We start from the raw sequence: 26572 nt of genomic DNA on the forward strand, positions 1-26572 counted from the left end.
CCTACACCAGTCAGAACGCCAGCGCCCGCACGTACGCCTGACAGGCGCGTAAGGCGATCAGTCCTTCGTCACCGTCGGCGACGACGGCGACAATTCGTTGAGCATGCGCCGGGTCAAGTCGGGCTCGCGGGGGGTCATGAACCACGCCGCCGGCACCGGAGGCGGCTGGCACAGAGGGGGCGGCGTCACTGGCGATGAGGACTGACAGCCGCAGATCAGCAGTAGCCAGCCGGTCACGCAGGCGTGCCTGAGCCTGTTGGGCATCGGTAAGCTCCTTGGAATGGGTCTGCTCGAGAGAGTGCAAACGTTGCTCCAGCGCCAGACGCTGTAGGCGCTCGTCCTGCAAACGTGCGTTGGCGGCCTCCGCCCGTTGCTGGCGTTCACGGGCATAGTCGCCCTCCTGCACCGCCAGGCGTTGACCGTAGCGCCAGGCCTGGGCCTGCCAGGTCAGCGCCGCGACCGTCAGAAGCAGCAGCCACAACCCGATGGAACGCCCCGCGCTCAACACAGCACCTCACGGGCGCGGGCCCAGAGTTTCAGACGGTCCTCCAGGCCATTGAGGCCGCCGTTGATATGTCGGGTAATGCGATTAAATTCGCCACGGTCCGCCAGTTGATTGAGCCCCCGCGAGTGCCAGAACCAGGCCGCCGACTCAGCAGCCCACTGTGGTTCTTCGAGCATCTGCGGCTTCGCCAGCAGGCGCTCGTCTTCGAACAGCGCCATGCTGCATGCGCGATAGTTGTTGCGCCCGGTGATCTGGATCAGACCGCGGCCGCAGTAACGCTGGCCATCGCCGTCCGGCTCGGGGGTGTTGCCCAGACGCAGCGCCAGGTTGCCGGTGTCGTAGCGGGCCAGGTACTGGTCGCTGCCCAGTTCTTTCACGTAGCGCAGTTGGCCGGACTCATGGCCGATCTGGGCGAGAAAGGCGGCCATGCGGCGTGGGGTATCGATGCCCCAATGCGCCATCGCGGCGTTCAGGGCAGGAACGAAAACGCCCGCTGTCGGGCGGGCGTTTGGATAAATGCGGAAGAGTTCGGTTTCATTCAGATTCATTTCTGGCCCTCGCGCTGCTCGACCTTGAGCGATTTGGTTTGACTGGACTTCTGGCTCTTCGCCTTGGCCTTGCCTTGTTTGCCGCCGTTGCATTGCACGGAGGTATCCCAGCCAGTGGCGGTGAAGAGCTGGGTCACGGTGTCGATCAAGTACTCGCCATCGAGCCCATCCTTGAAACCCTCCACCCGAATCGTTCTTTCCGCGAACACATCGGTACGCCCGCTCATCTCCAGATTCACGGTCGCAGTACTACGGTTGAACTCTGCCAACCGGGCCTTGGCGGCCTGCTCGGCAGCAGATTTGTTCGGATAGACATGCCTGTCGACAAAAACCGCGTTGTTGTCCACGGACTTGTCGTCGTTCCTCTGCTCAACCACCTTCTGCTCCCCCGTCTTGCTGTCCTGGTGCCGGGTCTGCACCGTTCCGTGGGAGCCGCGATCCTTAAGATGAAACTTCCAGCGCCGAACGTCCCGCGGCATAACCGTGACAACACCCAACGCCTTGCCAGTGCCGCTCACTCCGCCCTGACGGGGCAGAACCAATAAGCCGCCATCGCCAATCTTCGCGGTGCAGTCGTATTGCCGCGCCAGACGGGTAATGAAGTTGATATCCGACTCATTGAACTGATCGACCCGCGGAACAACGGTGGTCACCGGACACTGAGGTTGCCAGCCGTTGCGCGCGGCGATATCCCTGACAATTCGCTGCAAGGGCACATTCTCCCAACTACCACTGCGGATACTCTTGCCCGTTCCGCGCATATCACAGGCTTTACCGCGAAGCTCCATAACTGCAGGCGGACCGTTCAGGTCGATTTCATCGATGATGTATCGCCCCAACCGTGTCAGTTCCTGACCGGCGTAACCCAGGTAGACTTCCAATTCCGCGCCGCGCGCAGGCAAGGCCAGGGCGCTGTCACGGTCGTCGATTTTCAGTTCGAAGTCATCGGATTCCATGCCCGCTTTGTCGGTCGTGCGCATCAGCAACAGGCGATCGTTGATCAACGCGGTGATGTCCTTGCCATCGGCAACGATACGAAACACAGGTTGCATGATTCAGCCTCCAGAAAAGACAAGCCCCGCACATGGCGGGGCCTGATGGTGCAAACGAGGGTTCAGTCCCACAGCAACACCGTCGTGGAGGTGGCCGTGAGCAACTCGGGCAGCCTGATCAGCACACCGGCACGAAGCGGCTGCTCCTCGCCGGAAAGTCCCGGATTGGCATCCAGCACCGCCTCGAGGCTGCCATTCAAATGACCGTAATAGTGATGACAGAGGGTATCGAGCTGATCCCCTTCAGACGTTCTGCATATCGTCGCCATAACTCACGAGCTCCAATGTGAAAGCCTGTTTTCCCGGAATGCCACCCGCCAACAGGTTGTTCTGAGTTTCAGCCACGCTGGTCAGGCACCATGTCCCGAGAATTTCCCCATAGCCGGTACTCAGGCTCAGCGGTTTCAACTGCTGACCGATGCTGCGTAACCGCTCTATTTGACCGATCCCCCCTTTCAAGGTCGGGAACACCACCCCGTCAATCGTGATCTTGTCATCCCCTTGGCCGACCGCCTGCTGCGCCTTACTGCGCGAAAGGCGCTCTTGTCCCGCCCAGGTGAAGACCTTGGTCCGTTTCAATTGATGAAACGCAGCGGTATCGAGGTTGAAGTAGAAGGCTTCGGACTCTGCCTGCAACGGTTGCAGAATCAGGAGATGAGGATAGGGTTTGACCGCTTCCTCGGGTGGTGTCGTCTGTGGCGCAAAACCGCCGGTAGGCAGGATTGCGCCCAGGGACGGGCTGATTTTCCCGGCTACCCGGTTAATTGCGGTGGCGGCCTTGGAGGCCTGGTCCGAAAAGGTTTCCAGGCGCCCTTGCACCTCGCTGATGACTGTCAACGCCTGGCTGTACTTGGCGGCGACCTCACCGACTGCCGAATGCGCCACCTCGATGGCGCGCATGGTGCGTTGAAGTTTCTTGCCAATGATTTCACCCACAAAGGGCAGATTTTCCAGCTCGGTGGCTGCACCGGTGATATCGCTGACGGCGCCATTCAAAGGCCCCAGCATTTCATCGGCGCTACGCCGTCCGGCCTCACCCGCGGCTACCAGCGAGCGCAGGCTGGATTGCATTGATTCCATGTAGGCCATGGGTTTTCCTCAGGCATAGCCATAGAGATCGTCAGTGCGGTCATACATCTGGCCGCCCGCGTTCGCCTGGGCTGCAAATCCATTGAACATCCGCTGGATTTCCGGCTGCAAAACGCGGACGAGTTCGGCAGGATCGGTAACGCTACCCTGGACATTGATGGCGATACTGGGCGAGACAGCGAAATGCTGTGGCGTGGTGGTTGTGACCGACAAAGGTGTGGACGAGCCAGGCTCCGGCAAGGCAAGTACCGCAGGAGCAGTGCCCGCCAAGGACCGGGCGACATCACCGCTTTCCAAGGGCGCTACTCGTTGAGCCTGAAGGGCATGCTCGCCGCCATACTGCCCCAACGATGCGAGAGAGCTATCGCTTACAGCGCTACGAATAGGGATGACCGGCGCAAGAGTCCCCTGACCTGAACGGGAAGTCGCACCACCCGTTTCGCCAGCATCTTTCAGCGACGGGGTTCCGGAAAGGGATTCCGTTTTGACCGTGAGCAACTTGCCAGCATCAGCCCCAGGTCCCGCAAGAGGTGGCAGAAGAACAGGCGTGCTTCCGTATTGACCCAACGTCGCGCGAGAACTATCGATCGCAGCGCTACGAAGAGGGATGACCGGCGCCAGATCACGAGCCCCCTGACCTGAGCGAGAGGTCGCGTCACCCGCTTCGCCGGAATGCTTCAGCAACAGGGCTCCGGGGATGGGTGCCTTGGTCACCGTGAGCAGCTTTCCTGCATCGGCTCCAGGCAGTTCCGCAAGGGGTGGCGTGACGAGCACGTCTTTCTTGCTGTCCTCTCCCCAAGTCTCATAGATCTTGCGACCGGCGCGCTTGCCAATCTCGCCGCCAATGTAACCTCCGACCATCGCGCCCACCGGCCCCAACATCGCGCCTAGCAGGCCACCCGCAAGCGCACCGGCGGCTTCGCCATATACCTCGCTTTTTTCTTTGCCAGATTGAGCGCTATCGGAGGCATTTATAGCATTAAGCGCACTGCCTACCACCGCCACAACAACACCACCCGCCTTCGCACCTTTGGAGACTTTCGACGGACGCAACGCATCCGGCACGAGCGTCCCGACCTTGGCTGCCGCTTGCTTCGTACGCGCCCCGATACTTGGCTTGCGACCCGAAGCATCGGCAGGCGGATCGAAGATCATCCTGGTAGCCTCACGGAGAACTTTGTTTTGCGGACCAAAGACCGTTTTCGCAGCGCCAAGCAAGATTTTGCCTTTGGCAATGGCTGCGAGCGCGGTCAGCAGGGCGGCGCCCCCAACAACAACCCCTGCCAGGACCGTTACAACGGCACTAAACTTCTCGACGGCGGCGCCAAGAGTATTGGCACCTTTAGTCATGAAGCTCGTCCAGTGCGAGTAAATCGGCGCGAGCGCGTCGCCTACTGCAATCGACACACCCTCATAGGATGACTCACGCTCTTTCTGCTTCCACTCCAGGGTTTGTCGACGGCCCTCCAGCTTGTCTTCAATGTAGTTAGGACCAGGACCACCAGTTTTCCCGGGCATAAATTCTTGGCCATACCGGCCAAGATCGACCGCACTGCTCCCGCCCTCGCGCTTGTACTCGAGAAAGAGCGCCTTGGATGCACTGAGCACATCATTGTAGTTGCCGGTCTTCTTCGACACCTGCTGAATAATCGCGGCTAAACGGACAGCATCTGCAGGAGCGCCTCCAACTTGAGGAAGCAACCGTGTGATTGCTTCCGCAGTATTGGTGAGACCGAACGTTCCTCCGCCAGCCTGACCAATGATCTGGTTCAGCAAACGCTCAAGCTCATCAGCCCCCTGGCCATTGGACAGGGTGCGGAAAAGGCCTGCGGTAACACCTTCGTCCACCTGTTGACTGTCGGTGAAGCGGGCTGCAAGTCGCCCTTCCGGTACCAGCTCGTCCAGATCCATGCCTGCGTTGAACATGCTCAAGAGCTGGCTGGATGCCTCGGTTTTGCTCAGGCTTGTCCCATAGGTCATCCTGGCAATTTGCGTCTCGACCTTCTCCCGCTGCGCCGCCCATCTCTTCGGGTCTTTCTCCCCTTGGAGCACCAGCTTGCTGATGATCCCTTCATAGTTCGCGAACCGATCGACCGAACTACTCGCAGACTTCAGTACAGTCCGCGAAGTATCGGAAATCTTTCCGCGAGCCGAATTCTCCGTTGGCTGACCAGAAGCAGGTAATCGAGCAGCCCCCATCGCCTTGCCAAGGTCATCATATGCCTTGGTCAACATGGGCAATATGTCTTTCTGCTCGGACAATTTCTTACCAATGTCACCCAGCGCCGTCTGCCATTTCCCGGCTGACTCCGCAGCAGTATCGTTGGCCGTCTTGAATGCCGTCGCCAAAGGCAAGGCACTCTGGGTGGTCAACCTCAACGCCTCGCCAATTCGAGCAGCAAACGATTCGAGCTGACCTATCTGCTGCTCGATCTGGCTGAAAACCTGCCCCAAGGCAGGATCAACGGCTCCTCCGATCCTTACCTCAACTATCAGTTCGCCCGCCATAAGTTCCTCCCTGCGCGCAAACCCGACTCACTCTGTGAGCCACCAGACCATGTCGCTGTACGACATGGTCATGATTTCGGCGGCAGAGAAGTTCAGCTCTTTCGCGAGCCGCTTCGCTGCCGCCTTGTGCCTTGAGGGATCAAAGCTCGTCGTCTTGCACCAAGCGAAAATAGCCGGCCTGCAAACGGCTGTAGTCCTTCAGCGTCAGCCCCTCCAGGTCCTTGGTGCCAACTTCTGCAAGGGAGGCGAACAGGTTCAGCTCCCGGGTTTCGTCGTCAGCGCCACCCGACTGCGCGGCACGCAGGTCACGCACGGTGGGAGCGCGCAGCGACAGGCTGTCGACCTGCACGCCATTGGCTTCGGTTGGACGGCTGAGTTTGACCACGACACGGTCAGCACTCACGGTCAGCCAGGCAGGAATTTTCGTTGCTTGCGTCATACGAGCTTGTCCTTATCTCAGAGGCCCAGGGCCGAACGTTGGGCGGCGAGTTGGTCGACGCCGTTGATGACGCGCTTCATGCCCAGCGGGTCGATTTCGTACATCGCCCGGCCATCGATTTCGAGCTTGTAGTACGTCAGGGATACGACGTGAGTGGTCTCGGGCTTCTCGGACGCTTTCCAGTCGCCCATTTCCACTTCCTTGAGCATGCCGCGCAGGGTAACCACCACAGGGGTGATGGCGCCCTTCAGGCCTTTGAAGGCACCGCGGAAGGTGCCGTTGAAACCGGAGCTATCGGCCAGGCCGAAGAACTTCAGCGCTTCGCGGCGAATACCGGTGGTTTTGAAGGTGGCACTCAGTGCCTCCATGCCCTGGTCGATCTCGATGGCGGTGTCCATGCCACCGAGGCGTTGGGTTTCGACCTTGATGGCGAGCTTGGGCAGGGTCAGGCTGGTGACGTCGCCCTGGAAGCTTACGCCGTCGACGAACAGGTTCAGGTTGGCGAGGGTTTGCGGAATCATTGCCATGGGTAGTGCTCCTTAAGCGGCTTGGTCGAGGACTTCGGTCAACCACTGGTTGGTGACCTCGACACGGAAGTTGGGGTTTTCTGCAGGCGGGACGTCGGTGAAGCGGATGTTCCAGTACACCTTGCCCTGCTCCAACTGGCTGGCAGTGTTGAGTTCAGGGTCGGCGTAGACCTCGAAGTTGATGATCGCGCCCTGGGCTTTCAGGTCGCGCATGAAGTTCTCCAGGCCCTCGGTCACGTCCTTGACGTAGGTCGCGGTGATCGAGCGGTCCACCGCCCATTTGTGGCCGTAGAGGATCGCGTCCATGACGATGTCCATGGTCCGCACACGGGTAACGAAGGCCCATTTCGGATCGCTGGACAGGGTGCGGTTGCCCCACAGGCGGAAGCCGTCATCACGGATGATGGTGGTGATGTTGGCGTTGTTCAGCAGGTTGGCGCGGCAGGTCTCGTCGCCGTCGAGGAATTCCACTGGGCGGGTGGTGCCGGTGATGCCGACGAATTCCTTGTTCGACGGCGAGGCCCAGAAGCCGTACTCGCTGTCGGTCCAGGCGAACAGGCCGGCAACCCAGGCCGACGCGGGTGCATCGACAGTGGCGTCAGCACCGGTGTCCCAGTACTTCACGCCCGGATCGACCAGGAAGGCACGCTTGGCGCCGAAGTTTTCGGCGTAGGCCAGGGCGGCTTCGTCGGTGCTGTTCGGACCGTCGATGATGGCCAGGCCGCGCAGTTTGTCGGCCAGGGCGACCAGAGCGGTGCCCACGGCCTGGGTGGCGCTGTGTTTCGGGGTCACCAGCAAACGTGGTTGGGCGTTGAAACGGCTCTTGCCGTCGAGCAGCGCCTGCAGGCCGGTGCGCTTGCCGTCGGCGAGCACGCCACCGATGATCGCCGAAGTCTGTTCGGCGGCGTCGGTCAGCTTGGCCACGCCGCAAGCGACGATAACCGCCTTGGCCCGGGCATAGATCGCCTGGCACGCCTTGGTGATGGCCGCATCGGCGCCAAACGCCGCGATGGCTTCGCGCTCGCTGGTGATCAGCACCAGGTCATTGGCCTTGGCAGTGGCGGTCGGACCTTCGGTGAAGGTGTCCACCAGGCCGATGATGGAAGAGGAAGGCAGCGCAATGCTGCGCGAACCGGTGTCAACGTTGGTTACGGTAACGCCGTGGAAGAATCCACTCATTGGTATTTCTCCAGATATGAGAAGGCCCCGTCAGTGCGGGGCCGTTCGGGGGTGTTGCGGGTAAGAAAAAGCCCCGGGTTAGCGGGGCTTCAGTTGGTTTGATCGGTAATCCAGGAGGGAGCGATCGGGCGCTGCTCGCTGTCGGGGAACAGTTCGGATTGGGGCCAGTCGCGCAGTTGCTGGAGGTAGGTCAGCAATTCATTGAATCGCTCATCACTCAAGGTGGTTGCTATTTGCAACTCCTGCTGGTCGCGATGGCGTTCGCGGAGCCATTTGATGCGCTCCAGTTCGCTGTTCCGCCAGGCACGCTCTACAGCAGGTAGGTCAACGATCACGGCGTGCGGGTGCTTGGCGATGTTGCCTTCATCGTCGACCCGCCAGACGCCATCGACTTCCTGGATAGTTTGATTCCACAAGTCCTCCGAAACCGCAACGGCGTCCTCGGGGATCGTGTGAAGATTTTCGATCAGGCGTGCCTTCAACACCCCTTGATCGTCGAACGTGATGAATCTTGTCATGTGTTAACTCCCAATCGCGAACCAGCGAGCAGCTACGGACTGATCCGATCTGGCGTTCTCGAACGAGACCAAAAGACCAGAGGCGTCATAAACGTTTGATGCAACACCGCTGCTGCGCGGTTCGGATGTTCCTACGTTGCTGGTGGTGACGAACAATGCGCCAGAGGGGAACTGAATGGGGTAGGCGAAATAAGCGGTCGTTGTTCCAATGGTATTGACGAGTTGCGCCGAAGTGGCGCCCCATTGCAGGATCAATCCGCCCAGCCACTTCGGTAGAACCACATAACCGTTACCGCCAACAAGCATGCGAAAACCCCAGCGCATTTTGCTCGGTGTCACAGCGACGTCATCACTAAGCCCGGCGTTCACTTGTTCCAACGTCGCAACTTTGAAAACACCAGCAGCACTTTCTGTTGCCTGCCTGACAATCTTGGCAACGGCTTGAAAGACTCGCAGAGAACTCATTGGCTTCGTCGCGTCCGTCCCAGTCTCGGCTTCCACTTGCGTCGCCATTGGCAGACTGTGAAGCCCGGAGCCATTCCCGGAAATTACGCCATTGAATCTGGTGGCACCGGTTATCTCCACACCATCATTGTCCACCCGAATGCCAAGACCGTTTGCCCAAGGTGTAGGACCAAGCCCCAAATAAGCCTTGATAAAACCTGCTGCCTGGCTCCCCCAAAACCCTATGCCAGCCTGAGTGACATCGGTATCGGACAATGCTGTAAGCCCTGATGCGAACGATTGCGTCTGGCCAGCACGCATATAAAGGTTATGCGCGGAGAGAAAAGTAAGATTGCCATTAACCTCTCCCCCTCGATTGGACAGCGCATCAGTAATACCGTAGCCCACAAGGGTCTTTGCCTTGTCAGCCTTGCTGTCGGGGTTAAAGTTCTTCTCAGTCCAAAGCCTACGATATGTTTCAGTTCCCCATTTTGTGTAATGACGAACGTAAAAGTTCTCCTCGCCCTCCAGGCTTCCAATAAAGTCGATGCCTTGCTCGCCTGCACCCCACGCCACATGCATACCAACGCCATAGGTAAGACCAGCAGGCCGATCTGTGGTCGCGTCAGTAAGAGTGACGAAACGAGTATCGGCCACCTCCCTGAGTTTGCCCTGGACTGCATCGGGCCGAGTCAGAAGGCCCCCGGCAAATTTAGGCATCGCATCGGTAATGCCATAGCCCGCCAGCGTTGTTGGATTATCACCTGCAATCAACACACCGCGATTGTTGACCTGAACTTTGGTGTACGTTCCCGCTGGTCGCGTCGGCGGCAGCACGGTCATGATCACCGTCTCGATGTAATCCCGTGTTGCCAATACCACTGAAGGATCAATCTTCAACTGCACATTGGCCGTACTGGTCACGATCAGGTTCAACCGCACCACCTGCGTCTTGCCAGTCCCCTGGCTCAGCAGCGGTTTGAAGCTCGGCGCACAGTTGGCCACCGCGACCAGGTCGCCAGCGGCATCGTAGAGACCAATTTCGCGAATCCACCAACCACCCTCATCCGGCGGAATCACCTGCTCGGCAATGATGATGCTGGCGTTTTTCGGATCGACCGTGAGCTGGTTCAGCGGCGCACGACGCCGCTCATTGATCAGCTTGGTCTGAGTGCGCGACGGCACCGGGTCGGTATTGTTGGCATCGCCCACGCCCATCTGGGCGAAGGTCCAGGGCACGCCCAAAGCATTCGCGTTGGCCTGTTTGGCCTCCCCCACCGCGGTGAGGATCGCGAAGAACTGGCTGTTCTGGTCAGTCATGAGTAAACGTCCAGGGTTTCGATTTGATGGTCACGGCCGATGAAGCCGTGGTTGCCGCGCACCTCGATGTCTCGAAGGATGGGCGGGTAAATGTCGATGTCGTCGCCTTCGCTCAGGCCCAGGGCAACGCGCAGGTAGCCCTTGGTGTCGAGAGCAATGGCCAGCCCGATGAGGTGCCGGCTGACAGGCCGGGCATCGTCGATCAGGGCGGTGAGTTCCTCGTAGGTCTCTTCGCTGATGCCACTTTCGGACACGCCGATCTTCAGCGAGAACGTCCCCGGCACGCCTTGCGGCACGGTGTTGAACCACTCGGCCACTTCAATCAGGTAACCGAAGGGCTCGACCACCCGGCGCAACGCACTGAGGGTGCCCTTGCGGGCATGCACGTCGAACGAGGAACGGATCACCGCGCGCTTGACCGGATCGGACCAACTGTCATTCCAGCGGTCCACCGACCAGGCCCAGGCCAGTTGGTGCAACAGGTGCGGCGGGCAGGTGTCGGGGTTGTACAGCACACGCAACGGGATCTCGGGAGCGTCGGTCGATGCTGCCTCGATGGCCCGCTCCAGCAACGTGCTGTTGATAGGCAGGAGGCTAGTCATGTCAGCCTCCCAGCTTTAGATCGAAGCCGGTACACCATGCCGCTTGCGCCTTGCTCGGGCGGATATCGGTCCAGCCCGTCAGCTCGACCCGGGCCACACCGCTGATGTGCAGTTGCGCATCGATAGCCGAACGCGGCACCTCAACACCCAAACGCCGCCGCGGATTGATCCAGGTCTGCAAGCGGCGCCGGCATTCGGCCAGAGTCGCCTCGTTTTCCGGACCGTTGCCGACCATATGCAACACGGCGTCGATTCGGTACGGCAGAATTTCGGCGCTGCGGACATTCAGGCGATCGGCCACCGGCCGGACATCGTCGGCATTCAAGTACGCCATCACGTCCGCCAGCAACTCCGGACTGGCTACACCATTGCCATCCAGGCTCAACACCGTGACGTCAACCACTGCAGGAGAAGAACTCTCCGCCGTGGCATCGGCCACCAGCCCCGAGGCGTTGCGGGCATGCAGGATGTAGCTGTTGCGCGGCCCGGCGGTGGTCAGTCCTTCGTAGACGAGCTGAATACGCTCACGCAGGGCGTCGTCTTCCTCGAGGATCTGTTCGGTGGGCGGAATGTTGTCCGGCTTCGCCTCCTGCACGATCAAGCGTTGCAGGCGAACGTTGGCCGCCAACTGATCCAGGTCGCTGCCTTGGGCATAAGCCAGCAGCAGCGCCTTGGCCGCGTCGTTGACCCGAGCCCGGTTGAGCAGGGTCCGATAGGCGCCGACTTCCAACAGCTTGGTCACCGGGTCGCTTTCCAACTGCGCGTTCCAGCTCTCGCCCATGTGCGCCTTGAAGGCCGCCAGGTCGCCTTGGAAGATGTCCTCGAAATCCAGATCTTCCAACACCTGCGGCGCGGGCAGCGCCGAGAGTTCGATACCACTCATGCCGTCACCTCCAGGATCTGGCTGTCGCCCAGGTATTGTCCGGTGAGTTGCAGGCTCACTTGCCCGTTCACCACTGACAGCACCCGGACCCGCTCCAGTTTCAGGCGTGGTTCCCAGCGCACCAGGGCACGGGCTACTTCGGCCTGTACCGCGCTTTTCCAGCCCTCGTTGACCGGCAGGTCGACGAAGCGCCGCAGCTTGCTGCCGTAGTCCGGACGCATGCGCCGACTACCCAGCGGCGTGCCGAGGATGTCTTCGATGGACTGCCGCAAATGTGCGATGCCGGATAACGGCTGGCCGGTCCGGCGATCCATTCCGATCATCGCGTCACTCCCGTGAGTCAGCACTCGACAGGCAGCGGACATACGAACGGCCGGTGTCGGATGCGATGTTGTGATTCAAGTTCGCCATGGCGTTCTCCTTGGCATAAAAAAGCCCGCGGCGGCGGGCAGGTTTCAGTGCTTGTGGTTCGGGGTGTTGCCGGCGGTGTCGATGATCGCGCCGCCGCCGTGGATGTCCCCTGTTACCTGCAGCGCTCCGTTGATCCGCACCGGGCCATTCAAGGTCATGTTGGCGGCGGTCAGTTCGATCGCATCAGGCGTGGCCACCAGCGTGCTGCCGCCGACCTTGAGGGTGAGGGTTCCGCGCGGCAGGTCGACGGTGTAGCTGCTCGCCTGCCAGTCATAAATCAGCGAGCCGCCGTCGTCGAAGCGCCAGACTTCGACATGCTCGCGGTTGTCCGGTTGATCGCCGGCGTTGCCATAAAGGCCGGGAACGAAGGTGCCTTGCGCCGGCTCGCCGCTGGGGCTGATAAGCACGCCCTGCTCGTTGATGCTCGGCGCACGCCAGTGACGCGCCTTGCCGGCGGCCTGGCTGTGCCAGCGAACCCAGGCGCTGGTCCAGCCGGCGCCATCGGAAACTCGTACTCGGGCCGCGGCCAGGTCCACCGCCACCACCCGGCAAGGAATCAACAATGCGGAAATCATCCGGTCATGCATGGCACTTGCGTAGCTCATGCGAAATCCTCCGGCGCCTTGTAGTCCACTTCCTTGCCCGGACCACTGTCCGGGTCGAAGGCAAATACCAAAGACCCTGGCGGTTGATTCGGCCAGAGCCATTGGGCTTCACCCAAGTGCAGCACCTGCTGCCATTGCAGCACCCAGATTGCCGTCGGCAAATCCGTCGCTTGCGGCAAGGCCTGGATGGCACTGGCCTCTTCGACGAAGTCGATGCCCCAATATTGTTTGCGCAGCAGCACCATCAGTTGCGCAGCCAGCGCGGTGCTTTCCAGCGCCGCATCCGGGCGATGTACATTGACGGCGATGCGCGCCTCGAATGTCGCGACGATGCACGAGTGGCCATCGCCCGGATCAGTGCTCGGCCTCAAGGCGGTGATGGTGTGGAACAGCGCGGGCAGTGTCGTGTCCTGCTGCACTGTGGAGTAGCTGCCGACAGTCTCGAGCTGCGGCATGGCAGCCTTGATGGTCGCGGTGATGGCCTCATGTAGCCTGCTCAGTTCGCTCACGGTCTCTCCTTACTGTCGTTGCCTGCTTGTCCGTTCGGCTGCTCCAGGCCCAGTCGCTTCGCAGCCCAGCGTTCGTATAGGCCAATGGCCACGTCCGCACCGCCGACCGCGGTCAGGCAACCGAAGGCGCTGGCCGCCCAGATCGAAAGGCCACTGGCATAAAGCAACATCACCGTCGATACACCGCAGACCATGCAGGCTCCCGACCGCAGCGCCAACCGCCTGAACAGCGCTCCGCCGCGGGCACCGGCCCTGTCTGCTCGCCACATCTCACCGGAGACTCCGCCCAGCAACGCCAGGACAATCACCAGCCAGATCGGCATTTCCAGCAACGTCTGTTGCTCGCTTGTCACGGTCCTGCCTCCTTTGTTCTTCCCGCACAGCGACGGGCCGGACGGGGATGGGACCGAGTTGTCACTCGGCATTCCAAAAAGCCCGGTGCATCCAGGCTTTTCAGTAATGCGTTGTCGAAACGCCTGCCACGACTGGTGTGCAGGGCGTCTCCGCTTCAGATTGTTCCTCCGACCGCGGCCACCTGCCCGCCGGATAACTGCTTACGGTGCTTTACGCTGCACACCCGGGTCAGTTGCCAACCCTCTGAACAGTTGAGGCCTGTTCATCGCTGCCTGTCTCACCACCGGTGTCTGGCCGGCTTGAGACAAACTTTATGCATGGATGCATATACAGTCAATGCATTTTTGGAAATATTTGCACTGATGGATTTGCACTACTGCATCAAATCCCCGCCCGCATTGGTCGCGAAGGGTTTTCGACAGGCGAAAAAAACCCGCCGAAGCGGGTTTTGGGTGATGCCGGATAGGATTCAGCGGGCGTACATGCCCCACCAGAACACATGACCGAGGATGGCGATCTGCTCTTCCTGCATCTGCTGGAAGCTGTAGTCCTCGTCAGGATGCTCGTCGCGGTTGAAGCTGCGCAGGCGAATACCGGTGGGCAAGCGGTAGAGCTGCTTCACCCGCAACTGCCCATTGTGATTGATCGCATAAAGGTCGCCGTCGACGATGTCGCCGATGGAGCTCTTACCAGTGTTGACCCCCACCGTGGCGCCATCGCGCAATACCGGCAGCATGCTGTTGCCACGCACCGTCACGCACTTGGCATGATCGAACTGCACGCCGTTGTGACGCAGGCTGCGCTTACCGAAACGCAAACGCGCGCGCTCGCTTTCTTCGATGACGAATCTTCCTGATCCTGCTGCCAACTCGACCTCACGAAGAAAAGGAACGGAAACCTCGTCGTCCTCGACGGGGGTTTCATCGTCCCACAGGCTGATATCGCGCAATTCGGCATGATCGACAGACAGGCCCGGCTCGCGGCTGTCGCCCAGGTCGACACGACCGCGTAGCTGGTCAGTGCTCACGCCGAAATACTCGGCGATTTTCGACACATGCTTGTCCGAAGGATCGACGATCTTCTCGCCGAGAATCCGCGACAGCGTGGATTGGGGCACGCCGGTTCGCCGGTGCAACTCCGTGGCGGAGATCCCGTGGCGGTCCAGCAGTGATTTAAGGACGGTGGCTACATTGCGCTTTTGCATGGAACGCATACTGCCGAGGGTCAACAGGAAAAGCAATGCGAATATGCATTGGTCGTTCAACCTGAAAGACACGCACGCCCTTGTGCCTGCGAGAATTTGACATACCCCCGTCTCAGCGTCGCAGGAGAAATCCCTGTAGTATTAGCGCCCTTCACTACCTTCCAAAAGACACCCGCTGTAAGGCCTTGAATGTCTGATCTCTCCGCACACACCCCGATGATGCAGCAATACTGGAAGCTGAAAAATCAGCATCCCGAACAGCTGATGTTCTACCGCATGGGCGACTTCTACGAGATCTTCTACGAAGACGCGAAGAAAGCCGCAAAACTCCTGGATATCACCCTGACCGCCCGCGGTCAGTCGGCCGGGCAGTCGATTCCCATGTGTGGCATCCCCTTCCACTCGCTCGAAGGCTATCTGGCCAAGCTGGTGAAGCTGGGCGAGTCGGTAGTGATCTGTGAGCAGATCGGCGACCCGGCCACCAGCAAGGGCCCGGTGGAACGCCAGGTGGTGCGGATCATCACGCCCGGAACGATCAGTGATGAAGCCCTGCTGGACGAGCGTCGCGACAACCTGATCGCCGCTGTTCTCGGCGATGAGCGACTGTTTGGCCTGGCGGTGCTGGATATCACCAGCGGTAACTTCACGGTGCAAGAGCTCAAAGGCTGGGAAAACCTGCTGGCCGAGCTGGAGCGGATCAACCCGGTGGAGCTGCTGATCCCGGACGACTGGCCGCAAGGTCTGCCCGCCGAGAAACGCCGTGGCTCACGCCGCCGCGCTCCGTGGGACTTCGACCGTGATTCAGCCCGCAAAAGCCTTTGCCAGCAGTTCTCGACCCAGGACCTCAAAGGCTTCGGTTGCGACAAGCTGACCCTGGCGATCGGCGCCGCCGGCTGTCTGCTGGGCTACGCCAAGGAAACCCAGCGCACCGCCCTGCCCCACCTGCGCAGCCTCAAGCATGAGCGCCTGGATGACACCGTTATCCTCGATGGCGCCAGCCGGCGCAACCTGGAGCTGGACGTCAACCTCGCCGGTGGACGCGACAACACCCTGCAATCGGTGATCGATCGCTGCCAGACCGCCATGGGTAGCCGTCTGCTGACCCGTTGGCTGAACCGACCGCTGCGCGACCTTAAAGTCCTGCAAGCACGCCAAGGTTCGATTCGCTGCCTGCTCGACAGCTATCGCTTCGAACGGCTGCAACCTCAGTTGAAAGACATCGGCGATATCGAGCGGATTCTCGCCCGTATCGGCCTGCGCAACGCTCGACCGCGCGACCTGGCACGCCTGCGTGATGCACTCGGCGCCCTGCCCGAGCTGCAGAACGCCATGGCTGAGCTGGAAGCACCGCATCTGGCCCGCCTGGCAGCCATCGCTGGGACTTATCCGGAACTGGCCGACCTGCTGGAAAAAGCCATCATCGACAATCCGCCGGCCGTCATCCGCGACGGCGGCGTGCTGAAGACCGGCTACGACAGCGAACTGGACGAACTGCTGTCGATCAGCGAGAACGCCGGCCAGTTCCTGATCGACCTGGAAGCCCGGGAAAAGGCCCGCACCGGCCTTGCCAACCTCAAGGTCGGCTATAACCGCGTTCACGGCTATTTCATCGAACTGCCCAGCAAACAGGCCGAGCAAGCGCCGGCGGACTATATCCGTCGCCAGACCCTCAAGGGCGCCGAGCGCTTTATCACGCCTGAGTTGAAGGTATTCGAAGACAAGGCGCTGTCGGCGAAGAGCCGCGCCCTGGCCCGCGAGAAGATGCTCTATGACGCGCTGCTGGAAACGCTGATCAGCCATCTCGCACCACTGCAGGACACCGCTGCGGCCTTGGCCGAGCTGGACGTGCTGAGCAACATGGCCGAGCGCGCCCTGACCCTGGACCTGAACTGTCCGACCTTCGTGGACGAGCCGTGCATGAAGATCGACCAGGGACGCCACCCGGTGGTCGAACAGGTGCTGACCAGCCCCTTCGTGGCCAACGACCTGTCCCTGGATGACAGCACCCGCATGCTGATCATCACCGGTCCGAACATGGGCGGTAAGTCCACCTACATGCGTCAGACCGCACTGATCGTGCTGCTGGCCCATATTGGCAGCTACGTGCCCGCGGCCGGCTGCCAGCTTTCGCTGGTGGACCGGATTTTCACCCGGATCGGTTCCAGCGATGACCTGGCCGGCGGCCGCTCCACCTTCATGGTGGAAATGAGCGAAACCGCCAACATCCTGCACAACGCCACCGAACGCAGCCTGGTGCTGATGGACGAAGTGGGTCGTGGCACCAGCACCTTCGACGGTCTGTCGCTGGCGTGGGCCGCTGCCGAGCGACTGGCTCAACTGCGCGCTTACACGTTGTTCGCCACGCACTATTTCGAGCTGACCGTGTTGCCGGAAAGCGAGCCGCTGGTGGCCAACGTGCATCTGAACGCCACCGAGCACAACGAGCGCATCGTCTTCCTGCATCACGTGCTCCCAGGCCCAGCCAGCCAGAGCTATGGCCTGGCGGTAGCGCAACTGGCGGGCGTACCGTCCGTGGTGATTCAACGGGCCCGCGAGCACCTCGGCCGACTGGAGACCTCCAGCCTGCCTCATGACGTGCCCAAGGCGGTCTCCAGCCCAAGCGCGCCACAAGTCCCGCACCAGAGCGACATGTTCGCCAGCCTGCCGCACCCGGCGATTGAAAGGATCGGCAAACTCGACATGGACAACATGACGCCGCGCCAAGCTATCGAAATGCTCTATGAACTGAAGACTCTGTTATAACGCGCGGCCTTACAAGCTGTTAGAATCCCGCGCGGTTTGGCGGAGCGGCGAGTTATTAGCCTGGCTCGCCGCCAACCTACCAAACCGAGCGGCCCTGACTGGAAGGGCACCGCTGCCGTCGCCTGAGGAGAGAATTAGAAATGACCTTCGTCGTCACCGACAACTGCATCAAGTGCAAGTACACCGACTGCGTAGAAGTCTGTCCGGTGGACTGCTTCTACGAAGGCCCGAACTTCCTGGTCATTCACCCGGATGAGTGCATCGATTGTGCGCTGTGCGAGCCTGAATGCCCCGCCCAAGCCATCTTCTCGGAAGATGAAGTTCCTGATGACATGCAGGAGTTCATCGAGCTGAACGCCGAGCTGGCGGAAATCTGGCCGAACATCACCGAAAAGAAAGACGCTCTGGCGGAAGCCGAAGAGTTCGACGGCGTCAAAGGCAAGATCAAGGATCTGGAGCGCTGAGTCCCAGACTTGCGCCACGATCAACAAAAAAGGCCCTGACGGGCCTTTTTTCATTTTTCGCAGACAAAAAAAGGGGCGGTTTGACCCGCCCACATTTTTTTCCGTAGTCCCTGTATTCCCTATCATCATCCTGATGAATCGCGTCTTGCGATGTCCTTGGTCTTCATCCGTTGAAAACCTGTGTCAGTCCGTAGACACAGGTCAAATATTAACGTTTGCCGCCGCCGCCGCAACTGGCAATGGCTCTCAAAAAAAGACACATGGGTTGTCGACGCACTCTTATAAATGCTTATTTTTCAATGATTTATAAAAAATTCAGACCATATTAAACGTAAAATTTACCCCTATTTACTGCAAATGCTTACATGCGATGTAAGTGATGACTTACACAAAAACACTCAGCTCTGACGGAACTCACTCAGGCAGCCGCATAAACAAGAACGCCCCGATCAGGTCGGGGCGTTCTGTGGGCAAGGCGGATCGTTTTAATTATTGAAACAGCGACTCGCTGGACAGGCCATTCTTCTCCAGGATCTCACGCAAGCGCTTGAGCCCTTCGACCTGAATCTGACGCACCCGCTCACGGGTCAGGCCAATCTCCAGCCCTACATCTTCCAGGGTGCTGCTCTCATGACCGCGCAGACCGAAGCGACGAATCACCACCTCACGCTGCTTGTCAGTCAGCTCGCTTAGCCACTGATCGATGCTCTGGGACAAATCATCGTCCTGCAACAGCTCGCAAGGATCCGTTGGGCGATCATCTGTCAGGGTGTCGAGCAGTGTCTTGTCCGAATCCGGACCCAGCGATACATCCACCGAGGAAACCCGCTCGTTGAGCCCAAGCATCCGCTTGACCTCGGCAACCGGCTTCTCGAGTAGATTGGCGATCTCTTCCGGGGAAGGCTCGTGGTCGAGTTTCTGGGTCAGCTCGCGCGCGGCGCGCAGATAGACGTTCAGTTCCTTGACCACATGGATGGGCAGGCGAATGGTCCGCGTCTGGTTCATGATCGCGCGTTCGATGGTCTGCCGGATCCACCAGGTGGCATAGGTGGAGAAACGGAAGCCGCGCTCAGGATCGAACTTCTCGACCGCACGGATCAGACCGAGGTTGCCCTCTTCGATCAGGTCGAGCAGGGAAAGCCCCCTGTTGACGTAGCGCCGGGCGATCTTCACCACCAGCCGCAGGTTGCTCTCGATCATCCGCTTGCGTCCCGCCGGGTCGCCGCTTTGCGACAGGCGCGCAAAATGGACTTCCTCTTCGGGCGTAAGCAGAGGGGAGAAACCGATTTCATTCAGATATAACTGAGTCGCATCAAGTGCTCGGGTGTAATCGATGTACTTGTGCTGTTTGAGCGAAGAGCCTTGTTTGGCCCTTGTCCGAACCGAAGATACAGCAGGTTCGTCTGACACCACGTCCGTTTCCAAAACGATGCCGGTCTCCATGAGGAGAACCTCATCGTCGATGTCAAACTCCGGCACTTCTTTACTGAGAGCCATTGTTATAGTCCTTTGCTGAGTTCGAACTCAGACTCGAGCGTACCTTATCCATGGCATCGCTAGAGCCTGTCCCCATTACGCTAAGGAACAGGCCGGGTACCAACCAATCAGCGGTTTGGCAGGAACTGCAAGGGGTCTACCGGTTTGCCCAATCGGCGAATCTCAAAGTGAAGTTTCACCCGATCTGTGCCAGTGGACCCCATTTCGGCAATTGTCTGCCCGACCTTGACCTGCTGTCCCTCCCGAACCAAAAGCCTGCGGTTATGACCGTAGGCACTAACGTAGGTTTCATTGTGCTTGATGATTACGAGTTCACCGTAGCCCCGCAAGCCACTACCGGCGTACACCACCGAACCATCAGACGCTGCAAAAACAGGCTGTCCCAAATCCCCGGCGATATCAATGCCTTTATTCAAACTACCGTTTGAAGCAAATTTTCCAATCAACACGCCGTTTGCCGGCCACGCCCAACCGCCACTGGAACGCTCTGCGGCGGGCACCTGCGTGGGCGCTGTGGAAGGTGTGATGATCGGGGCCGTCGTGGCCGTACCTGTCGATTTCACCGGCGGTGGGGTGCCGGCGGGACGCCGTGTCACCGTGGTTTTGCTCGACGGCGACGTTGACGAAACGACCCGTGAAGAGGTGGAACCGGGCTCGTCGAAACGGATCGTTTGGCCAGGGCGGATGGTGTAGGGCTGCGCGATGCTGTTGCGGGCGGCCAGGGCCTTGTAGTCCCAGCCGTAGCGGAAGGCAATGGAGAACAACGTGTCCCCGGGACGTACGACATATTGCCCGGAAGTGACCGCAGGACGTTTGGCGGCTGCACTGTTGCGATCAACCACGCGTGCGCTGCTGGAAGAAGAAGAGGTGCTGGAGCAACCTGTCACCAGCGTGCCAAAGGCAAGTGCAACCACCAGAAGCCTGATGCTTGAAAGACCCATACGCTGCCCAATGACTGTTTGACTCACCCGCCGCTCCCTTAAATGGTGTCGGTTTTGAAAATGCAATAACGTTGCAATTATAACCAGGCATGAGCGTCTTGCGCGCTCTGAACAGGTGCAAAACGTGAACCGTTGCAGACTCAGGTTTACAGTGCCCGCCTCATAGACCCGGCGTCGACCCGAGAATTCGCCGATTCTGAAAATAAAGACCGGTCAGGACAGGGTTCCGTTGAGCAGCGGAACGAAGCGCACGGCGCCCAGCACACGCCGGGAGAATCCATGTTCCTCGCGGACGATCAGCAGTAGCTGCTGGGCCTCGCCGACGGCGCCTACGGGGATCACCATGCGTCCGCCTGGTGCCAATTGATCCAGCAGCGCCTGAGGCACTTCCGGTGCTACCGCGGTGACGATGATCCCGTTGTACGGAGCCAATGCCGGCCAGCCTTCGCTGCCGTCGCCCCAACGAAACACCACATTACGCAGGTTCAGTTCGGTCAGACGCTCCTTGGCGCGATCCTGCAGCACCTTGATGCGCTCTACCGAGAACACCCGCTCCACCAACTGCGCCAGCACAGCGGTCTGGTAGCCGGAGCCGGTGCCGATTTCCAGCACCTTGTCCAAAGGTCCCGCCTCAAGCAGCACTTCGCTCATGTGAGCGACCATGAAAGGCTGTGAAATGGTCTGGTTATGGCCGATCGGCAAGGCGGTGTCTTCATAGGCGCGATGCGCCAGCGCTTCATCGACGAACAAATGCCGCGGCGTAAGACGCAGTACATCCAGCACCCGGGGATTGGACACCCCTTCCTCACACAGGCGCTGGATCAGCCGCTCGCGGGTCCGCTGGGAGGTCATGCCGATACCGCGGCGCATCATGTCGCCCTGATCACGCATCAAAGCACGCCCTCCAACCATCCATCCATGCGTTCGAAGGCATCATGGAAGGTGCGGTCCAGTTGCAGTGGCGTGATCGACACATAGCCCTGCATGACCGCATGGAAGTCCGTACCCGGACCACCGTCCTCGGCATCACCGGCCACCGCAATCCAGTAGCCTTCCTTGCCACGCGGATTGACCTCCTTGATCGGAGCCGCGGCCCGCGCGCGGTGCCCCAGTCGGGTCAGCTGGATGCCGCGAATGCGATCAAGCGGCAGGTTCGGGATATTGACGTTGAGCACCGTCCGCGGCGGCAGCTCCAGGCGCTGTTGCGCCTCGACCAGCTTGCGCGCGATGTAGGCGGCGGTCGGCAGGTTGTCGGGCAGGCGCGACAGCAACGAGAACGCGAACGAGGTGCCCCCCAGGAAACGCCCTTCCAGCGCTGCAGCGACAGTGCCTGAATACAGCACATCATCACCCAGGTTGGCGCCGAGGTTGATCCCCGACACGACCATATCCGGCACGCGATCAAGCAGGCCATTCAGGCCCAGGTGAACACAGTCGGTCGGTGTGCCGTTGATGCTGATAAAGCCGTTGGGCAGGGTTTGCGGGTGCAGCGGACGATCGAGGGTCAGCGAGCTGCTGGCGCCACTCTTGTCTTGATCCGGGGCGACCACCACACATTCGGCGTAATCCGCCAGCGCATCGTGGAGCGCGGCGAGTCCGGGTGCGATGACCCCGTCGTCATTGGAAATCAGAATACGCATGGGCTGTCCGTCTGCCCTACCGGGACCAGGTCAATGAGTTCGCGCACCACGACGGTGGCGAAACATCCGGCCGGCAGGATGAATTCCAGTTGCAGGGTATCAGGCTCTGGATAATGCCACGTCAGACGCCCAATGGGCAGTCGCAGAATGCGTCGTTCCTGCTTCAGCGCAGCATTGCCAAGCCATTCGCAAAGGGCTGCTTCCTGGGTGGCGATATGCTGCTCGATGGCGCCGCCCAACCCCTGCGTCGCGGGTAACCCTTCGCCCCACAACGGCCCGGTAGGATGCAGGTCGAGAATTGCCAATCGTGGATCGCTGCATTCCGGCTCGCCTGCCGGAAAGAAGCTACGGCTATCAGTGAATGCCAGAAGATCGCCAACCTGGGCACGCTGCCAGCTACCGTCGCTCACACGCTCGGCCAGCACCCGGTTGAACAGATAGCTGCGAGCACTGGAAAGTACCCGGGAACGCAGGTTGCGCTGCTCCGGCAGGGCCTTGCGCTCGGCCCAGTGGCGCGCCTCTTCGACGTTGCCTCCCTGATGCCCAAAACGCTGGGTGCCAAAGTAGTTGGGAACACCCTCGGCTTTCAGTTGTTCGAGACGAGCATCCAGCGCCGCGTGATCCGCCTGGAGCCGGGTCAGTCGCAGGGTGAAGCCGTTGGCCGAATGGGCGCCACGCTGCAACTTGCGCGAATGGCGAGTGCGCTTGAGGATGCGCAGGGTTTCGTTTTCGGCAGCGCTCAGGTCCGGATCGGCCTTGCCTGGCAAATGCAGGCTGAACCACTGACGGGTCAGGGCCTGGCGGTCCTTCAGCCCGGCGTAGCTGATGGTCTTCAGCGGCACACCAGCGGCACGGGCCAGACGGCGGGCGGCCTCTTCGGTGTTGAGATCACGCTTCTCGACCCACAGCCAAAGGTGCTCACCCTCTCCCGACAGCGGGATGTCGAGCACTTCATCGACCTGGAAGTCTTCCGCAACGGCCTTGAGCACTGCGCTACCCAGTGCCGGCCCGCTGGCGCGCGGACCGAGAAGATCAGGTTCGTTCATGCGGGCAGCAACAACGCGACGGCATGCACGGCAATGCCTTCTTCACGCCCGGTAAAGCCGAGTTTTTCGGTGGTGGTGGCCTTGACGTTGACCTGGTCGAGCTCGACCTGCAGGTCTTCGGCGATCAGCTCGCGCATGGTTTCGATATGCGGAGCCATCTTCGGTGCCTGGGCAACGATGGTTGCGTCGACGTTGCCGACCTTCCAGCCCTTGGCCTGGACGATACCAACCACATGACGCAGCAGAATGCGACTATCAGCGCCCTTGAACTGCGGGTCGGTATCAGGGAAGTGGCGGCCGATATCACCCAGCGCGGCGGCGCCGAGCAAGGCATCGCTCAGGGCATGCAACAGCACGTCGCCATCGGAATGGGCGAGCAGCCCGAACTTGTGCGGGATCCGCACGCCTCCCAAGGTGATGAAGTCGCCGTCCGCGAAGCGGTGCACATCGTAGCCGTGGCCAATACGCATAAAAAAACGCCCTGATTGAGTCAGGGCGTGATTCTACCTACTTTGCCGGGCCTTGGGCTTGAATTGTAGGACTCAGTCCTGGCCAATCCCCAAGGCTGTGGCGTGATGTCGCAGGTGGTCATCGATGAAGCTGGCGATGAAGTAATAGCTGTGGTCATAGCCCGGCTGCAAGCGCAGTTGCAGCGGGTAGCCCGCGGCTTGCGCGGCCTGTTGCAGCACCTGCGGCTTGAGCTGGTTTTCCAGGAAGTCGTCGCGATCGCCCTGGTCTACGAGCAACGGCAAGCGCTCGCTGGCCTGGGCGATCAGAACGCTGGCATCCCACTCGCGCCAGCGCGAACGGTCTTCGCCCAGATAGCGGCTGAACGCTTTCTGACCCCACGGGCAATCCATCGGATTGCTGATGGGCGCGAAGGCCGACACCGACACATAGCGCCCCGGATTGCGCAACGCGCACACCAGCGCACCGTGCCCGCCCATGGAGTGACCGCTGATGGCACGCTGGGTCGAGGCCGGGAAATGCCCCTCGATCAGTGCCGGCAATTCACTCACCACGTAATCGTACATGCGGTAGTTGGCCGCCCACGGCTGTTGCGTGGCGTTCACGTAGAAACCCGCGCCGAGGCCGAAATCCCAGGCACCGTCAGGATCGCCCGGCACCTGCGCGCCACGCGGACTGGTGTCCGGCGCGACGATGATCATCCCCAGCTCGGCGGCGAGCTTGTGCGCGCCAGCTTTCTGCATGAAGTTCTCGTCGGTGCAGGTCAGGCCGCTCAGCCAGTACAGCACCGGCAGCTTGCCGCCCTGCTCGGCCTGCGGTGGCAGGTAGACGGCGAAAACCATGTCACAACCGAGCACCTCGGAGCGGTGGCGGTAACGCTTGTGCCAGCCACCGGAACTCTTCTGACAGGAAATGTTTTCCAGGCTCATGAGCACCTCAGAAATGGATGACGCTGCGGATGCTCTTGCCTTCGTGCATCAGGTCGAAGGCCTTGTTGATGTCCTCCAGCCCCATGGTGTGGGTGATGAAGGTATCCAGCGGGATCTCGCCTTTTTCCGCCATGTCGACGTAGCTCGGCAGTTCGCTGCGGCCACGCACGCCACCAAAGGCCGAACCACGCCAGACGCGGCCGGTGACCAGCTGGAACGGACGGGTAGCGATTTCCTGCCCGGCACCGGCAACGCCGATGATGACCGACTCACCCCAGCCCTTGTGGCAGCATTCCAGTGCCGCACGCATCAGTTGCACGTTGCCTACGCACTCGAAGGAGAAGTCCACACCGCCGTCGGTGAGGTCGACGATCACTTCCTGGATCGGGCGGTCGTAGTCCTTCGGATTGACGCAGTCGGTCGCACCCAATTGGCGGGCGATTTCGAATTTGCTTGGGTTGATGTCGACCGCGATGATTCGCGACGCCTTGGCTTTCACCGCACCGATGATCGCCGACAGACCGATGCCGCCAAGACCGAAGACTGCCACGGTGTCACCCGGCTTGACCTTGGCGGTGTTGAGCACAGCGCCGATACCGGTGGTCACGCCGCAGCCGAGCAGGCAGACCTTTTCCAGCGGCGCCTCTTTTTGAATCTTGGCGACGGAAATTTCCGGCAGCACGGTGTACTCGGAGAAGGTCGAGGTGCCCATGTAGTGGAACAGTTGCTGACCTTTGTAGGAGAAACGGGTAGTCCCGTCTGGCATCAGGCCCTTGCCCTGGGTCGCGCGGATGGCCTGGCAGAGGTTGGTCTTGCCCGAACGACAGAATTTGCACTGGCCGCATTCCGGGGTGTACAGCGGGATCACGTGATCACCCACCGCTACCGAGGTCACGCCCTCGCCAATGGCCTCGACGATCGCGCCGCCTTCATGACCAAGGATCGACGGGAAGATACCTTCCGGGTCGGCGCCGGACAGGGTGTAGGCGTCGGTGTGGCAGACACCGCTGGCGACCACGCGCAACAGCACTTCGCCGGCCTTCGGCATGGCGACGTCGACTTCGACGATTTCCAGCGGTTTCTTGGCCTCGAAGGCAACGGCGGCACGGGACTTGATCATCAATCTTCTCCAACTGAGGGACAGTTCAAGCACGCAGTGTAATTCAAGCGCTTTTGATGAATAATCCAGCCAAAGACAAAACATTATTGCCATGCAGGGATAATCAATGAGCAACCGCTGGGAAGGCATCGACGAGTTCGTGGCGGTGGCCGAATCCGGACAGTTCACCGCCGCCGCCGAGCGCCTTGGCGTTTCTTCTTCGCATATCAGCCGCCAGGTGGCACGCCTTGAAGAACGCCTGCAAACGCGGTTGCTCTACCGCAGTACGCGACGCGTCACCCTGAGTGAAGCCGGACAAACCTTCCTGCAACACTGCCAGCGGCTGCAGGACGGTCGCGAAGAAGCCTTGCGCGCCATGGGCGATCTCAACAGCGAACCCAAGGGGCTGCTGCGCATGACCTGCGCGGTGGCGTATGGCGAACGCTTTATCGTGCCGCTGGTCACGCGCTTCATGACCCAGTACCCGCAACTGCGGGTGGATATCGAACTCACCAACAACACCCTCGACCTGCTCCACGAAGGCATGGACCTGGCGATTCGTCTTGGACGCCTGCAGGAATCAAGGCTGGTGGCCGCGCGAATCGCGCCGAGGCGCATGTTCCTATGCGCCTCGCCGGATTACCTCAGTCGCTATGGCCGACCGCACAGCCTGTCGGAGCTGGCGCGGCACAATTGCCTGATCGGCAGTTCGGATATCTGGGCCGTGCAGCAGGAGGGTCGGGAAATCGCGCAACGGGTTCAGGGCAACTGGCGTTGCAACAGCGGCCAGGCGGTGCTGGATGCCGCGTTACAGGGCATGGGACTGTGTCAATTGCCGGACTATTACGTGCTGGAACACTTGGGCAGTGGCGCCCTGGTTTCACTGCTGGAGGCCCATCAGCCACCGAATACGGCGGTATGGGCGCTCTACCCGCAGCAACGGCACCTGTCGCCGAAAGTGCGCAAGCTGGTGGATCACTTGCGTGAAGGGCTGGCACTGAGGCCGGAATATCAGCGGGCCTGAGCCG

At 60.5% G+C, this 26572-nt stretch carries 29 protein-coding genes; 3 read left to right on the top strand and 26 right to left on the bottom strand.

Features of this window, described 5'->3' with window-relative positions; all coding sequences use genetic code 11:
- Nucleotides 1–10: 10 nt before the first annotated feature.
- The 18 genes from CKW37_RS03435 to CKW37_RS03520 form a co-directional block, all read right to left on the bottom strand.
- On the bottom strand, nt 11–505 hold the full coding sequence (locus tag CKW37_RS03435) for a lysis system i-spanin subunit Rz (protein WP_371864262.1): 495 nt from the start codon (nt 503–505) through the stop codon (nt 11–13).
- Nucleotides 502–1053, bottom strand: coding sequence for a glycoside hydrolase family 19 protein (locus CKW37_RS03440; protein ID WP_095154039.1), 552 nt, complete (start codon nt 1051–1053; stop codon nt 502–504). The genes CKW37_RS03435 and CKW37_RS03440 overlap by 4 nt, the downstream gene beginning before the upstream one ends.
- Nucleotides 1050–2105 carry a phage late control D family protein gene (locus CKW37_RS03445; RefSeq protein WP_095154040.1) on the bottom strand — a complete coding sequence of 352 codons (1056 nt, stop codon included), beginning with the start codon at nt 2103–2105 and terminating at the stop codon, nt 1050–1052. Before CKW37_RS03445 ends, CKW37_RS03440 begins: the two co-directional genes overlap by 4 nt.
- 62 nt (nt 2106–2167) lie before the next feature.
- Complete coding sequence (locus CKW37_RS03450; protein WP_095154041.1) at nt 2168–2374, bottom strand: tail protein X; 207 nt, start codon at nt 2372–2374, stop codon at nt 2168–2170.
- Nucleotides 2349–3194, bottom strand: coding sequence for a phage tail protein (locus tag CKW37_RS03455; RefSeq protein ID WP_095154042.1), 846 nt, complete (start codon nt 3192–3194; stop codon nt 2349–2351). The genes CKW37_RS03450 and CKW37_RS03455 overlap by 26 nt, the downstream gene beginning before the upstream one ends.
- Before the next feature lie 9 nt (nt 3195–3203).
- Complete coding sequence (locus CKW37_RS03460; protein WP_095154043.1) at nt 3204–5702, bottom strand: hypothetical protein; 2499 nt, start codon at nt 5700–5702, stop codon at nt 3204–3206.
- Between the two features lie 139 nt (nt 5703–5841).
- Nucleotides 5842–6141 (bottom strand): phage tail assembly protein, encoded by a 300-nt coding sequence (locus CKW37_RS03465; RefSeq protein ID WP_095154044.1) that lies wholly within the window; start codon nt 6139–6141, stop codon nt 5842–5844.
- A 17-nt stretch (nt 6142–6158) separates the two neighbouring features.
- On the bottom strand, nt 6159–6668 hold the full coding sequence (locus CKW37_RS03470) for a phage major tail tube protein (protein ID WP_095154045.1): 510 nt from the start codon (nt 6666–6668) through the stop codon (nt 6159–6161).
- Between the two features lie 12 nt (nt 6669–6680).
- A complete protein-coding gene (locus CKW37_RS03475) occupies nt 6681–7847 on the bottom strand; it encodes a phage tail sheath family protein (protein ID WP_095154046.1) in 1167 nt (388 codons plus the stop codon).
- A gap of 89 nt (nt 7848–7936) precedes the next feature.
- Nucleotides 7937–8365: a phage tail assembly chaperone gene (locus CKW37_RS32305; RefSeq protein ID WP_143501871.1), complete on the bottom strand. Its 429-nt coding sequence runs from the start codon at nt 8363–8365 to the stop codon at nt 7937–7939.
- 3 nt (nt 8366–8368) lie between these two features.
- Nucleotides 8369–10129: a phage tail protein gene (locus tag CKW37_RS33125; protein WP_256587677.1), complete on the bottom strand. Its 1761-nt coding sequence runs from the start codon at nt 10127–10129 to the stop codon at nt 8369–8371.
- On the bottom strand, nt 10126–10731 hold the full coding sequence (locus tag CKW37_RS03490; protein WP_095154047.1) for a phage tail protein I: 606 nt from the start codon (nt 10729–10731) through the stop codon (nt 10126–10128). The genes CKW37_RS33125 and CKW37_RS03490 overlap by 4 nt, the downstream gene beginning before the upstream one ends.
- Before the next feature lies 1 nt (nt 10732).
- Nucleotides 10733–11614 carry a baseplate J/gp47 family protein gene (locus tag CKW37_RS03495; protein ID WP_095154048.1) on the bottom strand — a complete coding sequence of 294 codons (882 nt, stop codon included), beginning with the start codon at nt 11612–11614 and terminating at the stop codon, nt 10733–10735.
- Nucleotides 11611–11937 (bottom strand): GPW/gp25 family protein, encoded by a 327-nt coding sequence (locus tag CKW37_RS03500; RefSeq protein WP_095154049.1) that lies wholly within the window; start codon nt 11935–11937, stop codon nt 11611–11613. The genes CKW37_RS03495 and CKW37_RS03500 overlap by 4 nt, the downstream gene beginning before the upstream one ends.
- Nucleotides 11938–12069: 132 nt before the next feature.
- A complete protein-coding gene (locus CKW37_RS03505) occupies nt 12070–12630 on the bottom strand; it encodes a phage baseplate assembly protein V (RefSeq protein WP_095154050.1) in 561 nt (186 codons plus the stop codon).
- Nucleotides 12627–13139 (bottom strand): hypothetical protein, encoded by a 513-nt coding sequence (locus tag CKW37_RS03510; RefSeq protein WP_095154051.1) that lies wholly within the window; start codon nt 13137–13139, stop codon nt 12627–12629. The genes CKW37_RS03505 and CKW37_RS03510 overlap by 4 nt, the downstream gene beginning before the upstream one ends.
- Nucleotides 13136–13492 carry a phage holin family protein gene (locus CKW37_RS03515; protein WP_095154052.1) on the bottom strand — a complete coding sequence of 119 codons (357 nt, stop codon included), beginning with the start codon at nt 13490–13492 and terminating at the stop codon, nt 13136–13138. The genes CKW37_RS03510 and CKW37_RS03515 overlap by 4 nt, the downstream gene beginning before the upstream one ends.
- A gap of 470 nt (nt 13493–13962) precedes the next feature.
- Entirely contained in the window at nt 13963–14706 is a 744-nt protein-coding gene (locus CKW37_RS03520; RefSeq protein ID WP_095154352.1) for an XRE family transcriptional regulator, read from the bottom strand.
- Nucleotides 14707–14886: 180 nt separating this feature from the next.
- Between CKW37_RS03520 and mutS the strand changes: the two genes are divergently transcribed.
- Nucleotides 14887–17460 (top strand): DNA mismatch repair protein MutS, encoded by a 2574-nt coding sequence (gene mutS, locus CKW37_RS03525; protein WP_095154053.1) that lies wholly within the window; start codon nt 14887–14889, stop codon nt 17458–17460.
- 140 nt (nt 17461–17600) lie between these two features.
- Nucleotides 17601–17924 (top strand): ferredoxin FdxA, encoded by a 324-nt coding sequence (gene fdxA / locus CKW37_RS03530; RefSeq protein WP_095154054.1) that lies wholly within the window; start codon nt 17601–17603, stop codon nt 17922–17924.
- Nucleotides 17925–18413: 489 nt separating this feature from the next.
- Here the strand turns inward: fdxA and rpoS are convergent, their stop codons facing one another.
- The 8 genes from rpoS to CKW37_RS03570 form a co-directional block, all read right to left on the bottom strand.
- Nucleotides 18414–19421: an RNA polymerase sigma factor RpoS gene (gene rpoS / locus CKW37_RS03535; protein ID WP_095154055.1), complete on the bottom strand. Its 1008-nt coding sequence runs from the start codon at nt 19419–19421 to the stop codon at nt 18414–18416.
- Nucleotides 19422–19528: 107 nt separating this feature from the next.
- Nucleotides 19529–20389: a peptidoglycan DD-metalloendopeptidase family protein gene (locus tag CKW37_RS03540; protein WP_095154056.1), complete on the bottom strand. Its 861-nt coding sequence runs from the start codon at nt 20387–20389 to the stop codon at nt 19529–19531.
- Between the two features lie 186 nt (nt 20390–20575).
- A complete protein-coding gene (locus CKW37_RS03545; RefSeq protein ID WP_175651925.1) occupies nt 20576–21214 on the bottom strand; it encodes a protein-L-isoaspartate(D-aspartate) O-methyltransferase in 639 nt (212 codons plus the stop codon).
- 38 nt (nt 21215–21252) lie between these two features.
- Complete coding sequence (surE, locus tag CKW37_RS03550; RefSeq protein WP_095154058.1) at nt 21253–22002, bottom strand: 5'/3'-nucleotidase SurE; 750 nt, start codon at nt 22000–22002, stop codon at nt 21253–21255.
- Nucleotides 21990–23048, bottom strand: coding sequence for a tRNA pseudouridine(13) synthase TruD (gene truD, locus CKW37_RS03555; RefSeq protein ID WP_095154059.1), 1059 nt, complete (start codon nt 23046–23048; stop codon nt 21990–21992). Before truD ends, surE begins: the two co-directional genes overlap by 13 nt.
- Complete coding sequence (gene ispF / locus CKW37_RS03560; protein WP_095154060.1) at nt 23045–23518, bottom strand: 2-C-methyl-D-erythritol 2,4-cyclodiphosphate synthase; 474 nt, start codon at nt 23516–23518, stop codon at nt 23045–23047. Before ispF ends, truD begins: the two co-directional genes overlap by 4 nt.
- 72 nt (nt 23519–23590) lie before the next feature.
- Entirely contained in the window at nt 23591–24445 is an 855-nt protein-coding gene (fghA, locus tag CKW37_RS03565; protein WP_095154061.1) for an S-formylglutathione hydrolase, read from the bottom strand.
- A 7-nt stretch (nt 24446–24452) separates the two neighbouring features.
- Nucleotides 24453–25565: an S-(hydroxymethyl)glutathione dehydrogenase/class III alcohol dehydrogenase gene (locus CKW37_RS03570; protein ID WP_095154062.1), complete on the bottom strand. Its 1113-nt coding sequence runs from the start codon at nt 25563–25565 to the stop codon at nt 24453–24455.
- Between the two features lie 106 nt (nt 25566–25671).
- Between CKW37_RS03570 and CKW37_RS03575 the strand changes: the two genes are divergently transcribed.
- A complete protein-coding gene (locus tag CKW37_RS03575) occupies nt 25672–26568 on the top strand; it encodes a LysR substrate-binding domain-containing protein (protein ID WP_095154063.1) in 897 nt (298 codons plus the stop codon).
- The last annotated feature ends 4 nt before the right edge of the window (nt 26569–26572 follow it).

Source organism: Pseudomonas sp. Irchel 3E13 (assembly GCF_900187455.1).
GTDB lineage: Bacteria > Pseudomonadota > Gammaproteobacteria > Pseudomonadales > Pseudomonadaceae > Aquipseudomonas.